The sequence below is a fragment of the Tsukamurella spumae genome (genome assembly GCF_012396015.1).
GTDB classification, from domain to species: Bacteria; Actinomycetota; Actinomycetes; order Mycobacteriales; family Mycobacteriaceae; genus Tsukamurella; species Tsukamurella spumae.
In genome coordinates, this window is the sequence record NZ_JAAXOQ010000033.1 from 1 (window position 1) to 12,856 (window position 12,856).

The window sequence follows — 12,856 nt, forward strand, 5'->3', positions numbered from 1 at the left end:
CCACGACAGCACCACCCGGAGACCCGCCCACCGGCAGCGCTAGCCGGAGCTTCCGCACGCCTACTCGCCAATCAGGACGCGACATCCGTAGAGAACCGAATCTCCCACACCCCATGAATCAGGGGGGTTAATGATCCCGTCGCCGTTGACGTCGCGGTCGAGGACGAACAGCTTGCCGTTGGTGCGGGTCTTGATCTCGTCGAACTGCGGGTCCTCGGTCTCGAACAGCGTCGGTTGATAGGACGGAAGGCCGGGATTGCTGTCGGGCGCGTAGCTGGTCGCGATCAGCTTCTTGAGACCGTAGTCGTGGAAGTGCAGGGCGAAGAACTTGGCGAAGTTGCTCCACTCCGGGTCGTCGCACGGCAACAGGACGACCTTGTCGCGGAAGACGTTGGGGTCGTAGTCGAGGTAGGCGTTCATCTCGCGCTCGATGTCTGGCCATTGGGTATAGAACTCGTCATTCTTGGCCGATCGTGCGGTGCGCAGATGGTGCTTCTTTTCCGCGGTCGTCATGGAATAACCGTAATCGACGGGACCGACACGACGATGCTGCACGCCGCCGGTGTCGTCTGGCTGGTGGAAACACGATCCCCGCACCCGGTGAGGGATGCGGGGATCTCGGGCGTGCTCACTCGGCCCCGGTGACGGTGATGTGGTCCAGGTCGTCGAGGCGGACCAGGACGTCGCCGGTCGAGATGGTGTCGCCGGCGGCGGTGGCGAACTCGACGGATGCGAGGTCGGCGTCGGCCAGCACGATGCGATTGCCTCGTTCCGCAGGGTCGTCAAACTCGATGCCGACGAGCACGGTGGCGGATTCGCCCCGGAGTGCAGCGAGCGTGCGTAGCGCCTGCGCCCGGTCGTCCAGGTCGATCGGGTTGGACAGGTAGGCGCGGGTGCCGGGTTGGTCGGCGACGAGCAGTGTGAGAGTGCTGGCGTCGATGCTGATGGGTGCGTCGGAGTTGGTCATGGTCGTACCTCCAGGTGAGGAATCTGGCGTTGTCGGCAATGCGTCCGGGCCCCGGTCGAGGGGCCTTGCCTGTGCTGTCGACTGCTTCTGGCCAGTGCTCTGTGGACTCCGTTCACGGAACTCGCCAAAGCGGATTAACACGGAGTCAGCGGGTGAGCGTAGCGACCAACTGGTCGCCGGTCCTCAGCTCGATCCCCAACTCGCGGGCCTTGTCCTGCACGGCGTGATCGTCGGAGACGACAGCCCACGTGGGAGCCCAGAGGTAGACCTCGTCCCGGCGTTGGGCGTCGAGCGCGCAGGCCAGGATGAGCGGGTCGGCATTGCCCTTGTTCGCGTATAGGTCGACCAAGCGGGTGTCGGTGGTCGGGATGGTCGTCATGATCTGCTGCAGCCGGAGGAGCACGTCGGGTGTCGTCGGGTACTCCAGCTGCTTTAGCGCGTTGATGTCGGGATAGTCGCGTGCCTCGTGGAGCACCTCGCTCGGGATGCGGCACTGGTCGCGGAAGAACTGACTCGATCGTTGCTCTCTCGACAGCTTGGAGAGCACGTTGTTGTCGACGAGATAGGAGTACTCGTTCATCGCACCGCCTGGCGGTAGTCGTCGATCTGCGCGGGCTGAAGGTGGTTGAGGCACACGACACGGCAGAAATCCTTGGCCGAGACCTTGCCGGTGTCGAGGGCGTCGAGCATTCGTAGCGATAGCTCACGGCCGTTGTACTTGCGGAGGGCGTTGACGACAAGTGGACTGCGCATCGGCGGTCTGCTGATCTGCTCGTACTCGCGACGCAGTTCATCGAGGTATCGCTTCGTGAGTGCGCCGTCGAGGACTCCCAGTCGCATGGCCCGGACCGCCACAGCGCTCGCGGTAACCTTGAAGTGATCGGACACTGCCTTTACCTCGTCGAGCGATCCGATGCGTAGGCCTCGGAATTGAGTTGCGGGCATGAGGATTTCACCGACGATGTCGTACTCGCGCTTGGCATCCCGTTCGGCGCTGCTGCCGTCGTAGGTGACCGGGGCGAAGATCTTGCGGGCGACGAGCACTGCCAGCAGTGTCAGTGTGAATATGCGTCGGCCGACCGGCTCCTGGTAGTCGCCCGCGTCGCCTCCCGCGAGGAAGACGTAGGGCACCTTGGAGTCCTTGATCGTCAGCCCGCTGAAGCTCACGGTGAGCCGTTGCGGCATGACGGTCGGCGCGCTCTGGGAGACCAGCACCTGATTGGCCTCCAGGCGGCTGATGATGTGGGCCAGCGCAGCGGTCTTGTCCCCGGCCCCGATGATGTCCGCGTGGGTCAGGCCGAGCGCGGCCATCAGCTTGTCCGCGTCGGCCGCGGGCGAGGTCCCTGGCCTGCCCAGCAGGCCGACGATCGAGTTCTTGGTCAGCGTGCTGTCGCAGCGCTTGAGCAGTTCCTGCTTGCGGAGCAGGTCCTTCACGATCAGCTCGACGTCGCGCATCTCCACGACGTCGCGGGAGTTGATCGAGAACGTGTCCTTGGTCATGCCGGCCAGCAGTTTGCGGGTCTTGGCCGCGACCTGCTCGCGGACCAGCGGGAGCGGGGCGAAGAACAAGCAGTACGGGATCTGGCCATGGCGGGCGAGATCAATCAGGTCGTTAAAAGTGATGGACCCGCAGCCCAGGGTCTTCTCGTAGCCGACGTAGGAGCTGGCGATGGAGTTCTCCAGCAGTTCGACGAAGACGGCTCGCTCGATCGGGATGGTCTGCCCACTAATGCGCACGTTGAGCTGTGGTGCAGTCGTCACGCGGTATCTCCGGCCCGTTGGACTGCGCGGTAGACCGTCGCCCGGGAGACGCCGTAGTCGTCGGCCAATTCGGCAACGGTGTATTCGCCGGAGTGGAAGTCGGCTACCAGCCTCTTCTCGCGTGCGGTGGACAGCTTCGGCTGTTTGCCGCGCAGACGGCCACGAGCCTTCGCGACAGCCATGCCCTCACGGGTGCGCATCCGGATGAGGTCGGCTTCGAACTCCGCGAACGTGGCCAGGACGTTGAACATCATGCGGCCCATGGGGTCGGTCGGGTCATAGGCGCTGGCACCGAGCCGGAGGGTGACGCCGCGGCCCGCGAGCTCGTCGGCGATGTCTTTGGCGTCGCGGATGGAACGGGCCAACCGGTCGAGCTTGGTCACCACTAGTTCGTCGCCGGGACGGCTGGCGGCGGCCAGTGCCTCGCGTAGCCCGGGCCGGCTCCGGTTTGTACCGGTGAGGCCGTGATCGATGTAGATGCGCTTTTCGTCGACGCCGAGCTTCTTGAGCGCGTCGGTCTGCGCGGCGAGGTCCTGGTCGCCGGTCGACACTCTGGCATAGCCGATCTTCATACCAACGATTGTACGTTAGAGGGACCCCTAATGAGATTATTTGCGGGCGGGTCTTGTGAGACGGGATGAACTGCGTCGACTCGGTGCGAACGGGGCGTCGCACAGCGTCTCGCTCACCGACCGGCTTGCGGACACCGGGTGTGGAGAAAGAAGATCCCCGATGCCGCGGGGCACCGGGGTCTCGTGGGGCGTGGAATGCGTCAGCGGGGCGTCAGCGACGTCGTGCCGATCACCGCGCCGTCGATCATGAGCCACAGCTCCTGGCCCACGAATCGATTTCCCTTGCGGGCGAACGTGTATCGATTCCCGCCGTAGTCCATCCAGGCACCTGATCGAGTTGGATGCAGGCGCGCATGTTTCGATGCGCCGATGACCGTGCCGGGGATGTTGAGTGTCAGGACGTTGCCCCGGATGGTCACCGGGTAGACGCCACGGACCCCTGTGAGCGTCTTGGTCGTGGTCCAGGTGTAGCGGCCCGAGTCGACGGCGGCGGAGGCTTGGCCGGCGCCGAGTGCGGTGGTGATGCCCAGGGTGCCGGCCAGTGCCGAGACGGCGATGGCGGCACCGGTGATGGCGCGCTTGAGAGTGAATCGAGTGGTCATGGGGGTGTCCTTTCTGGACAAGGAAGGGCGGGATCAGCGCAGGTTCTCGGGCAGCACGACGACCTTGCTGCCGTTGCCGATGGAGAGCGCCACGGGATTGTCCAGGCCGGCGACCCGGGTGTAGGAGGTGACCGGGACCGAGGTCGACGGGGAGACCTGCAGTGGGTCGCCCGGCGTGCAGGTCAGCGGCGGGTCGGCCGAGGTGGCCGCCAGGGGATGGCCCTGGGCGTCGCGCCGGCCGCTGGCGGTGTTGGTCTGCCCGGTGAGGTCGGCGCTCACGAAGTCCAGGGGCTTGACGGTGTAGACGTTCCCCCGGCCACCGGACATCTTGTCACTGGTTGTCGCCGTGGTGGCCACCGCGAAGTACTCGCCGGGGCACTCGGGTGCCGGGTCGGTGACCCGGCTGATGCCGTTGATGCGGTAGGTGATCGTGCCAGACAGGTCGGTCACGGTGCCGCCGATGGCCACCCGGCGCGAGGCCGGGTAGGCCTCGTCGAGTGGATCGGTCGATGCGGCAGGCCCGGCCGACGCCGACGGCGACGGCCTATCTCCCGACTGCTGCGTCGCCGTCGGCGTCGAGTCACCGATGCTGCACGCGACGGCTGTGACGCCGATGACCAGGACCAGTGCGAGAGCCGCGGTCACCGCACTGAGAATCCGCACCTGCCGACCGGCAAACGCGCCGGCCAGGCCAGGTTTCGGAACGGCGGCGGGCACCGGTCGCCCCGCGATCGCTGCAAGTGCAGATTCGTCGATGGTCGGCGCGTTGGGGTCGGCCAGCGCGGCGTCGTAGCGAGCCCGCCGGGCTGGATCTCCGAGAATGGCCCTCGCCGTGTCGATTCGATTGCGGGTCAGTTGATCTCGCGGATCGGTGGCGTTGAGAGCCGCGGTGAGTGCGGCGGCCAGCGCTTCGGGCGGTTGCCGTCGGTCCAGGCCGTAGATGGCGTACAGATCAATATGGTGTGGCATTGGTGTGTCCCCTCGTGGTGGAGGGAGACATGCAGGTAGGGCTAGTCGAGCGTCTCAGCCGCGGCGTCGTCGGCCTCGGCCGCGGCGAGCAAGGCGCTGGGCCGGGTGCCCAACGCTCTGGCCAAGTCCCAGAGGCGGTCCGAGCTGATGCTCGCCTCGCCGGCCTCGAGCCGGGCGATGGCCGACCGGGATAGCCCGGATGCCGTGGCCAACTGGATCTGGGTCAGCCCGACGCGCTGCCGGGCATCGACCAGCGCCTTGGCCAGCGCCTCCCTACGCACGTCGCGGTCCTGCCGCTGTGACGGCGTGAGGACGTGATCGGGCACTGGCACCTGACAATCGTCCCATGACGGCGATCCGGTTCCCCTGCATGTCTCCCTTGGTGGTTGATCGCGGTTGGTGATGTGTCGCTAGCGACACATTGAGTATGGAATATCCATGACGGCATGACGTGTCTGGGGTGACAGATGTCGGTCAGTCGGACGACATGGATGTGGCGAGAATCAATTACCTCCTGCGAGAAGTCTGAACTGTGTGTGACGTGCGCAAACGGGTCCGTTGCGTGGTTGCAGACAGTTTCTAACAGGGATATGTGACAGCGAAAAGCGCTGCGGAAGAGGCGGTTACGGGGCGCTCGGCAGATGCGGCACTTCCCTCAATTAGTAACCGCCGCATACCCTATCACACGATGTCAACACTGTGACACACTTCACATCTGGTCGTTCGGATGGATGACTTGGAATGGGACGACCCCGGCGCGGGTGTGCGCCGGGGCCGTGGGGAGCGCCCCTGGCGGGGCGCCGGTTCATCGGCCGGTCAGGGTTTCGGCGGCGATGACGGCGTCGACCAGGCGATCGAGAGCCTCGGACCGGCATGGCCGGCAACCTCGCTCATCGTGGATGGCCGAGCGTCCGCACGTCGGGCAGCGCAGGACGGTCGGCGTGGACGGATACAGGTTCTGCATCAGAAGCTCCGGAACACATAGACCTCGCCGGCGGGGGCGCGCTCGACGCTGTAGTCCCCGGCCAGGTCGCGGGCGTATCTGCCGACGTCGAAATAGTCGCGCAGCTCGTCGGGCACGCCGTCGAGCAGGCCGCACTCCTCGACGAGGTCCTCGACATACGCGGTGAAGCTCGGCCAGACGCCGGCGAAGGCCTGCTCGAAGTCGCTGACGACAGGACGATCTGAATCTCCTTGTGCTGTATAGCTTCCCGACCGAACCCACGCGCAGATGGCTGGCCACTGCTCGGGTCCCACTTCGGTATAGACCTCGCCCCACTCGCCGGCCTCTTGCGGGCTCATCTCGCCGTCGACGGGGATGTTGTCGGTGTCGAGGCACCAGAGTTCTTCATGGCTGTGTTCGGGTATCGGCCGGCCGTGCAGCTGTGACGTGGTGATCTCGGCGGCCTCGGTGCATGAATACCAATCGCCGACGAGGCGGCCCTCGTTATAGCACTGGAGGCAGCCGATCCAGACGCGGGGTTCGTCGACGTCGGGACGGTTCTGGGTGGCCGTCATGACAATGCTCCGATCAGGTTCTCGACGCGCTCGGCCGCGTGGCCGACGTCGGTGGTGTGGTGGTCGATGGCGTCTTCCAACGCCCAGATGGCTTGTACGAGCGCGTGATCACCGGTGAGGCGGTGTTTCTCGCCGACGGTCCATGCACGTGCGATGAGCGCCTCCGCGGCTGTCGTGGTCATGCCCATGGCAGGCTCGCGATCACGGCGTCGGCGCTGAGGCTCTCGCCGGTGATGAGCCGGTGTTGCTCGACGGCGGTCTCGACCTGGCCAGGGTTGAGCAGGTACGCGCCGGCCCGTGGGCCGGCGCGTCCGTCGGTCAACAGAACGCGGGCGTCGTCGGCAACCTCGATGCCGATGGTGGCCAGGGCGTCGCGAGCGACGACCTGCGCCTGACCAGGCGTGTACAGGTAATCGTCGTCGGTCGGGTTCAAGGCATTGGCCTCGTTGTACTGAGCCGCCGCCTCGTCACGGCTCATGCCGCGGGCACCGGGGGCCAGAGCGCCCCGGTGGATCTGGCGCTCGATCCAGGGGTCACAGATGGTGGTGGTCACGTGAATGTCCCTCCCTCGAATATGAGTGTTCGAGGTTGGGTTTGACGGTGGCTGCGCCACCGGTGCGCGTTAGAGCGCAGGCATTACGACGTGGCCACGCCGTCCGGGCAGCGGGGCCGCGTGCGGGTCGCGCTCGGCGATGGGGGTGGTGGGAGCGAGGACGTACTCGTCGAGTAGCGCGTCGACGGCGGCGGCGGAGTCGGCGACCACCGCGTGGGCACCGTGCTCGCGCAAGGCGGTGATCATGTGCACCTGGGAGGGCCGGGGCTTCTCCCCGGGGCGCTTGATCTCGACGAAGAGCACCACCGCGTCGCCGTGGGCGTCGTGGCCGACCACGGTGCGGTCGGGCAGGCCGCGCCGGGCCAGTGCCACGGTCTTGAGGCAGAGCAGGCCCAACTCGGCGCAGCGACGGACCAGATGGTCCTCGACGGCGGACTCACGGGGGCGGACGGTGGTCATGGGCGTCATTCTACGGCTAAATGCGTTGTGGCACAACAGATATGGTGCATCACTGCTGGTAGGGGGTGTCCTTGCGCCTGCCACTGGCCGGCGCACGGGCGGAAAGTTGACACAGAGTTGACACATTAGGTGTCACCCCAGCTCAAACCCGCAGAAACAGTGCTTGACCATTACTCTTCGACAAAACTCTGACCTGGTGAAATGCTCGCTGCACTCGCCTTGAAAGCGAGCGTGGGTGAAACCACCGGGGGTTCAAATCCCTCCGCTTCCGCAGTGTGATGAGTCGCGACATGTGTCACACATGAGTCGCGACATGGGTCACAAGGAAGTCCCCGGCCATCGGCCGGGGGCTTTCTTTGTGTTGCGCCAGTAGGTTCTGGGGTTATAGGCCAAAATGTGTGTATGGCTCTCGGCGTGTCCGGGTGGTTAGGGGCGTGATCGGCCGGCCCATCCGTGTTGGATGCCGTTGCCGTCTTCCCAGTTGAATCCGGTGCCGAGGGCGGGGCCGATCGGCTCGTCGTGGTCGTTCGAGATGAGCGGCTTCTTTGGTGGGCTGTGATGGTCGGGGCTGACCAGCGTTCTTGGGTCACGGGGCCGGGTGGTGAGGCTGTTGAGTTTCCATTCGACCGCGCGGCGGGTTCTTCGACTCGTCGGACAGCTTCTCCATGATCCGCTCGGGCCGGATCGACGTGGCGGTGCTGGGCGGGATGCAGGTCAGCGCCGGCGGCGACCTGAGCAACTGGGTGGTACCCGGGAAGCTGGTCAAGGGGATGGGCGGGGCGATGGACCTCGTGCACGGCGCACGCAGGGTGGTCGTCGTCATGGAGCACACGGCACGGGATGGATCGCCGAAGATCCTCACCGAGAACACCCTGCCTCTGACCGGGCGCGCGGTGGTCCATCGGATCATCACCGACCTCGGCGTCATCGACGTGGAACCCGAGGGGCTTCGGCTGATCGAGCTGGCGCCCGGCGTGACCGAGGGGGAGATCGCGGAGCGGACTGCAGCGCCGTTGGTCACTGCGGCCGAGCACTGACCACTGCACCGGCACAGCAGGGGAGGCAGTCCGAACGGACTGCCTCCCCTGTGTCTGGGCGGATCAGGTGTTGGACAGTGCCACGTAGTTCTTCGCCAGCGTGGGGTCCTCGGCCTGCTTGACCATGAAGTCGGCGACGTCCGCGCGGTTGATCGAGCCGATGCCGATGCCCTTGTAGAGCCGGGTCTCCGCGCGGTACTGCTCGGTGAGCGGCTTGTTCTTCAGCAGGCCGGGGCGCACGATCTCCCAGTTCACATCGGAGGCGGTGATCAGCTCCTCCATCAGGGTCTTGTCCTTGTACACCTTGTTGAGGACGAACCGGAAGACCAGCTTCCCCGCGAACCCGACGTAGTCGCCGCTTTCGCCGGCACCGAAGCCGGTGAGGACGATGAGCGGAGCCGCGATCGCCTCCTCCCGCTGGAGCTCCACCAGCAGACGGCCCGCGTCGGAGAACAGGGTGGTGGCCTTGGTGCTGGTTCCGGTTCCCAGCGCCACGATCACGGCGTCGGCACCGGTGATCGCGCGCCGCAGGTCCGCCTTCTCGGTGGCGCTCCCCAGCACCATCGTCAGTCGGTCACTCTCCGGCAGCGCGACTTCCGAGCGTGACAGAGTGGTCACGGCGTGCCCACGGGCGAGCGCCCGCTCCACGGTTTCCAGGCCCACTCCGGCGGAGGCGCCGATGATGGAGATCTTCATGGTCTTCCCTTCAGTCCGTGATGTCGATGGGGCCGAACCACTCCTCGAGCCCCGTCGCATCGGATCGCGTGTACGGGGGCAGGATCTCATCGATGGGCTTGTCGGGCGGTGCGACGACCACGGACTTGGCGTGGCTGAGCGAGTCGAAGCCGTACTTGCCGTGGTAGCGGCCGATCCCCGAGGTGCCGATACCGCCGAACGGCAGGGTGCTGCTCATGAACACCTGGATCACCGCCTGATTCACGGCACCGCCGCCGAACGGCATCGTCTCGATGATGTGATCGGCCACGTCGCGCCGTGCGGTGAAGATGTAGGCGGCGAGCCCGCTCGGCTTGGCCTGCACCGTGCGGATCGTCGCGTCCAGATCGGTGTACGGCAGGATGGGGAGGATGGGACCGAAGATCTCCCGGTCCATGATCGGGGCGTCCCACGACGCGGGGTAGACGATGGTCGGGTCGAAGTAGCGGGTCTCCCGGTCGTAGGAGCCGCCGGCGACCACGGTCGAGCCCTCCAACATCCCCGCCAGGCGGTCGACGTCCTTCTGCGTGGCGATCAGTGAATAGTCCGGACTGGTCCGCGGATCGGGCCCGTAGAACGTCGTGATCGCCTTCTTGCACGCTTCGACGAGGTCGTCGGCGACGGACTCGTGCACGTAGACGTAGCCCGGGGAGACGCACCACTGCCCGCCGAAAGCCATGGTGCCCCAGACGATCGTTCGCGCCGCGTTCTCGATGTTCGCGGTCTCGTCGACGATGACGGGGTTCTGGCCGCCGAGCTCGAGCAGGACCGGCGTCAAATTCTCGGCCGCGGCGCGCATCACGACCTTGCCGACCTTGATGCTGCCGGTGAAGAAGATGAAATCGAAGGGCAGGGCGAGGAGTTCGGCCATGACGTCCGCGTGGCCGTTGGAGATGTGCACGACCTCGTCGTCGAAGTACCGCGGCACCAGCTCCGCGAACAGCGAGGCCATGTGGGCAGTGGTCTCCGAGGGCTTGATGATCGCGGTGTTCCCCGCGGCGAGCGCGGCGACCAGCGGATCGAGGGTCAGCACCAGCGGCGCGTTGAACGGCGCCCCGATGAGGCACACCCCGTAGGGCCCGCGGTGGATCCGCCCGCTGTAGCCGGCCTCGGCCATCTTCGCGCTGACCGGCACCTCCTCCGGCGTCATCCACCGCGACAGCCGCGCCTTGGTGTCACTGATCGAGCTGAGCATCGCGGACAGCTCGAGGCCGCGCTCGAACCAGGCGGTCTTGAAGTCCGCGGCCAGTGCATCGTCGAAGGCCCCGGTGTTCTCCGTCAGCATCCGCTCGAGCCGGCCGAGCTGGTCCATGCGCCACTCGTACCCGAGTGTCTTCCCGCTGCGGAAGTAGTCGCGCTGGCGATGGAAGACATCCTCGTTGACCGACATGGCGGGTCCTTCCCGGTGACACGCCTCGTGACGCGGGATGTGCACGGGGAACGCAACACCCACCATAGCAACGCGTGACGTACGGAGGGTGTGTTTTGCGCGCGGTTACGGCCTCGTCGACGTGCCCGAGCCCGAGCGCGCGACCGGCGGACACGAGGTGAGATCATCGAAGTATGTCTGCATCGCACCCGGTCCGGAGCTCGCCGAACCCCGAGCCCGCCGCAGAGGAGAAGCTGGCGCGAACGGCGGTCACCGTCTTCCCACTCCTGGTGCTGGCAGCGGGTGTGGCCGGCTACCTCGCGCCGGGGACGTTCAAGCCCCTCGCGCCGTCGGTGCCGTACCTGCTGGGCGTGATCATGTTCTGCATGGGCCTCACGCTGACCCCGCCCGACCTGGCGTCGGTGGCGAAGCGTCCGTGGGCGGTGGTGCTCGGCATCATCGCCCACTACGTGATCATGCCGGGCGCGGGATGGGTGATCGCGCACGCACTGGGGCTCGAACCCGAACTGGCGGTGGGGGTGATCCTGGTGGGGTGCGCCCCGTCGGGAACGGCGTCGAACGTGATGGCCTTCCTGGCCAAGGGCGACGTGGCGCTGTCGGTCGCGGTCGCGAGCGTCTCCACCCTCATCGCGCCGATCGTGACGCCCCTGCTGGTGCTCCTCCTCGCCGGTTCCTATCTCCCGATCGATGCCGGTGGCATGGTGCTCGACATCGTCAAAACCGTTCTGGTGCCCGTGATCCTCGGGGTCCTGGCGCGCAGGTTCGCGAAGCCCCTCGTCGCGCGTGCGCTCCCGATCCTCCCGTGGGCGTCCGCCATCGTCATCGCGCTGATCGTCGCGATCGTGGTGGCGGGCAGCGCGAGCAAGCTCGCCGCCGCGGGCGGCATCGTCTTCCTCGCGGTGGTGCTGCACAACGGCTTCGGGCTCGGGCTCGGCTACCTCGCGGGCAAGGTCGGACGGCTCGACGATCGAGCGCGGCGCGCCCTCGCGTTCGAGGTGGGCATGCAGAACTCCGGGCTCGCCGCGACCCTGGCCACCGCGCACTTCTCCCCGCTCGCGGCGCTACCGTCGGCGGTGTTCTCGTTGTGGCACAACGTGTCCGGAGCGATCGTCGCCGCCTGGCTGGCGCGCAGGCCGATCCGGGACTGACCGCGCCGGGACGGGCGCGGCCCGTCAGGACGCCATGACGCCGTGCATGACCACGTTCGCCGCGACCTCGCCGATGTCGACGGTGTCGTCGGGCGTGCCGCCGATCAGCGTGGTCGAGAACGTGACCAGGTGCTCGTCGTCCTGCGAGTAGATCTCGTTGCGGATGGTGACCATGTCGAATCCGCCCACCTGCCGGTACTTGTCCACGTGCACGTGGACCGTCAGCTCGTGGCCCGCGACGACGGGCTGGTGGTAGGTCATCGACTCGTCGGCCTGGATCAGCTGGCTGGCGCCGTAGCCGACCACGCCGTCGTCGAACAGGTGGCGGTTGGCCACCACGCCGGCCACGCTCACCAGCATCGGCGGCGCCACCAGGTCGGCGTATCCGGCGGCACGGGCGGCCTCGAGGTCGAAGAATCGCGGGTCGCTGAACTGCGAGGCGATGGCGTACTCGCGCACCTTCTCGCGCCCCACCAGGTAGGTATCGGGGTGCACTCGGTGGTATCCGACGGCCTCGGCGGCCCGCCGGCTCTTCTCGTCGGCGGTCAGGTCCGTCACACTCGCATCGATAGGCACGAGATTCCAATCTACGGGGTCGACGGTCCGTTCGGGGCTGTCCAGGTGTCCAACGCTCGGGCCGCCGCGTTGTGGGGGCGTGCCCCCGCGCGGTGCCGGCGGACCGCCTCGCGGCTGCCGCATCGAGGTGAGCAGTACCGCTGTCGACCGTTGCGGGAGACGTCCGCGAACACGCGATCGCAGTCCGCCGAGGCGCAGCGACCCAGCCGGTTCATGCCCCGCGTGGTCAGGTGCAGGGCCGTGCCGGTGAGGATCAGCACGGCGAGCTGCCCGGTCAGCGTCGCTCCCGACTCGCGGTAGTGCAGGTGCCAGCCCGTGCCGGCATGGTCGGTGACCCGCGGATGGGAGGCGTGGACCGCGAGCAGCGCGTTGAGGCGCTCCACCCGGTCCGCGACATCTTCCGCATCGACGACGGTGAGCCATGCCTCGATCAGCGCCCGGCACCCCTCGTGGTCCTCCGGGCCGACGGATTCGACGAGCACGTCGTGGGCGGCGCACCGTCGGACCAGGTCACGCAGGTCGACGGGCGGATCGTTCGCCAGATCCTCGGCCAGCAGGACCGGACCCTCGCCGTAAGGGTTGATATGCAC

Annotated in this window: 17 protein-coding genes and 1 pseudogene; 2 read left to right on the plus strand and 16 right to left on the minus strand. The window is 66.8% G+C overall.

Annotated elements, in window-relative coordinates; genetic code table 11:
* Nucleotides 1-60: 60 nt before the first annotated feature.
* The 12 genes from HF999_RS19020 to HF999_RS19075 form a co-directional block, all read right to left on the minus strand.
* Complete coding sequence (locus tag HF999_RS19020; RefSeq protein WP_246208106.1) at nt 61-513, minus strand: adenine-specific methyltransferase EcoRI family protein; 453 nt, start codon at nt 511-513, stop codon at nt 61-63.
* 115 nt (nt 514-628) lie between these two features.
* On the minus strand, nt 629-967 hold the full coding sequence (locus HF999_RS19025) for a hypothetical protein (RefSeq protein ID WP_168547396.1): 339 nt from the start codon (nt 965-967) through the stop codon (nt 629-631).
* Between the two features lie 145 nt (nt 968-1,112).
* Nucleotides 1,113-1,547 carry a hypothetical protein gene (locus HF999_RS19030; protein WP_168547397.1) on the minus strand — a complete coding sequence of 145 codons (435 nt, stop codon included), beginning with the start codon at nt 1,545-1,547 and terminating at the stop codon, nt 1,113-1,115.
* Nucleotides 1,544-2,728, minus strand: coding sequence for a hypothetical protein (locus HF999_RS19035; protein WP_168547398.1), 1,185 nt, complete (start codon nt 2,726-2,728; stop codon nt 1,544-1,546). Before HF999_RS19035 ends, HF999_RS19030 begins: the two co-directional genes overlap by 4 nt.
* A complete protein-coding gene (locus HF999_RS19040) occupies nt 2,725-3,300 on the minus strand; it encodes a recombinase family protein (RefSeq protein ID WP_096274312.1) in 576 nt (191 codons plus the stop codon). Before HF999_RS19040 ends, HF999_RS19035 begins: the two co-directional genes overlap by 4 nt.
* Nucleotides 3,301-3,500: 200 nt before the next feature.
* On the minus strand, nt 3,501-3,902 hold the full coding sequence (locus tag HF999_RS19045) for a hypothetical protein (protein WP_168547399.1): 402 nt from the start codon (nt 3,900-3,902) through the stop codon (nt 3,501-3,503).
* Between the two features lie 33 nt (nt 3,903-3,935).
* A complete protein-coding gene (locus tag HF999_RS19050) occupies nt 3,936-4,871 on the minus strand; it encodes a hypothetical protein (protein ID WP_168547400.1) in 936 nt (311 codons plus the stop codon).
* A gap of 41 nt (nt 4,872-4,912) precedes the next feature.
* Nucleotides 4,913-5,203: a helix-turn-helix domain-containing protein gene (locus HF999_RS19055; protein WP_168547401.1), complete on the minus strand. Its 291-nt coding sequence runs from the start codon at nt 5,201-5,203 to the stop codon at nt 4,913-4,915.
* 631 nt (nt 5,204-5,834) lie between these two features.
* A complete protein-coding gene (locus HF999_RS19060; RefSeq protein ID WP_168547402.1) occupies nt 5,835-6,389 on the minus strand; it encodes an antirestriction protein ArdA in 555 nt (184 codons plus the stop codon).
* The gene (locus tag HF999_RS19065; RefSeq protein WP_246208108.1) at nt 6,386-6,571 is read right to left on the minus strand and encodes a hypothetical protein; all 186 of its coding nucleotides are present in this window, start codon (nt 6,569-6,571) and stop codon (nt 6,386-6,388) included. The genes HF999_RS19060 and HF999_RS19065 overlap by 4 nt, the downstream gene beginning before the upstream one ends.
* On the minus strand, nt 6,568-6,942 hold the full coding sequence (locus HF999_RS19070; protein WP_312854203.1) for a hypothetical protein: 375 nt from the start codon (nt 6,940-6,942) through the stop codon (nt 6,568-6,570). The genes HF999_RS19065 and HF999_RS19070 overlap by 4 nt, the downstream gene beginning before the upstream one ends.
* A 69-nt stretch (nt 6,943-7,011) precedes the next feature.
* A complete protein-coding gene (locus HF999_RS19075; RefSeq protein WP_168547404.1) occupies nt 7,012-7,401 on the minus strand; it encodes a PDDEXK family nuclease in 390 nt (129 codons plus the stop codon).
* Between the two features lie 632 nt (nt 7,402-8,033).
* Between HF999_RS19075 and HF999_RS19080 the strand changes: the two are divergent.
* Nucleotides 8,034-8,438 (plus strand): annotated as a pseudogene (locus tag HF999_RS19080) (CoA-transferase); the annotation flags it as partial.
* 63 nt (nt 8,439-8,501) lie between these two features.
* On the opposite strand, the gene HF999_RS19085 reads toward HF999_RS19080, so the two are convergent.
* Together HF999_RS19085 and HF999_RS19090 are read right to left on the minus strand one after the other, a co-directional pair.
* Nucleotides 8,502-9,134, minus strand: coding sequence for an NAD(P)-dependent oxidoreductase (locus tag HF999_RS19085; protein WP_168547405.1), 633 nt, complete (start codon nt 9,132-9,134; stop codon nt 8,502-8,504).
* A gap of 10 nt (nt 9,135-9,144) precedes the next feature.
* Nucleotides 9,145-10,542, minus strand: a complete 1,398-nt coding sequence (locus HF999_RS19090; RefSeq protein ID WP_168547406.1) for an aldehyde dehydrogenase family protein — start codon at nt 10,540-10,542, stop codon at nt 9,145-9,147.
* 173 nt (nt 10,543-10,715) lie between these two features.
* On the opposite strand from HF999_RS19090, the gene HF999_RS19095 reads away from it, so the two are divergent.
* A complete protein-coding gene (locus HF999_RS19095; protein ID WP_168547407.1) occupies nt 10,716-11,690 on the plus strand; it encodes a bile acid:sodium symporter family protein in 975 nt (324 codons plus the stop codon).
* Between the two features lie 24 nt (nt 11,691-11,714).
* Here the strand turns inward: HF999_RS19095 and HF999_RS19100 are convergent, their stop codons facing one another.
* Nucleotides 11,715-12,248: a MaoC family dehydratase N-terminal domain-containing protein gene (locus tag HF999_RS19100; protein WP_168547408.1), complete on the minus strand. Its 534-nt coding sequence runs from the start codon at nt 12,246-12,248 to the stop codon at nt 11,715-11,717.
* Nucleotides 12,249-12,277: 29 nt separating this feature from the next.
* Complete coding sequence (locus HF999_RS19105) at nt 12,278-12,856, minus strand: CGNR zinc finger domain-containing protein (RefSeq protein ID WP_168547409.1); 579 nt, start codon at nt 12,854-12,856, stop codon at nt 12,278-12,280.

Coding starts and splice junctions, on each gene's coding strand:
- HF999_RS19020 (WP_246208106.1), bottom strand. CDS start 513: ATGACGACCGCGGAAAAGAAGCACCATCTGCGCACCGCACGATCGGCC.
- HF999_RS19025 (WP_168547396.1), bottom strand. CDS start 967: ATGACCAACTCCGACGCACCCATCAGCATCGACGCCAGCACTCTCACA.
- HF999_RS19030 (WP_168547397.1), bottom strand. CDS start 1,547: ATGAACGAGTACTCCTATCTCGTCGACAACAACGTGCTCTCCAAGCTG.
- HF999_RS19040 (WP_096274312.1), bottom strand. CDS start 3,300: ATGAAGATCGGCTATGCCAGAGTGTCGACCGGCGACCAGGACCTCGCC.
- HF999_RS19045 (WP_168547399.1), bottom strand. CDS start 3,902: ATGACCACTCGATTCACTCTCAAGCGCGCCATCACCGGTGCCGCCATC.
- HF999_RS19050 (WP_168547400.1), bottom strand. CDS start 4,871: ATGCCACACCATATTGATCTGTACGCCATCTACGGCCTGGACCGACGG.
- HF999_RS19060 (WP_168547402.1), bottom strand. CDS start 6,389: ATGACGGCCACCCAGAACCGTCCCGACGTCGACGAACCCCGCGTCTGG.
- HF999_RS19065 (WP_246208108.1), bottom strand. CDS start 6,571: ATGACCACGACAGCCGCGGAGGCGCTCATCGCACGTGCATGGACCGTC.
- HF999_RS19075 (WP_168547404.1), bottom strand. CDS start 7,401: ATGACCACCGTCCGCCCCCGTGAGTCCGCCGTCGAGGACCATCTGGTC.
- HF999_RS19085 (WP_168547405.1), bottom strand. CDS start 9,134: ATGAAGATCTCCATCATCGGCGCCTCCGCCGGAGTGGGCCTGGAAACC.
- HF999_RS19090 (WP_168547406.1), bottom strand. CDS start 10,542: ATGTCGGTCAACGAGGATGTCTTCCATCGCCAGCGCGACTACTTCCGC.
- HF999_RS19095 (WP_168547407.1), top strand. CDS start 10,716: ATGTCTGCATCGCACCCGGTCCGGAGCTCGCCGAACCCCGAGCCCGCC.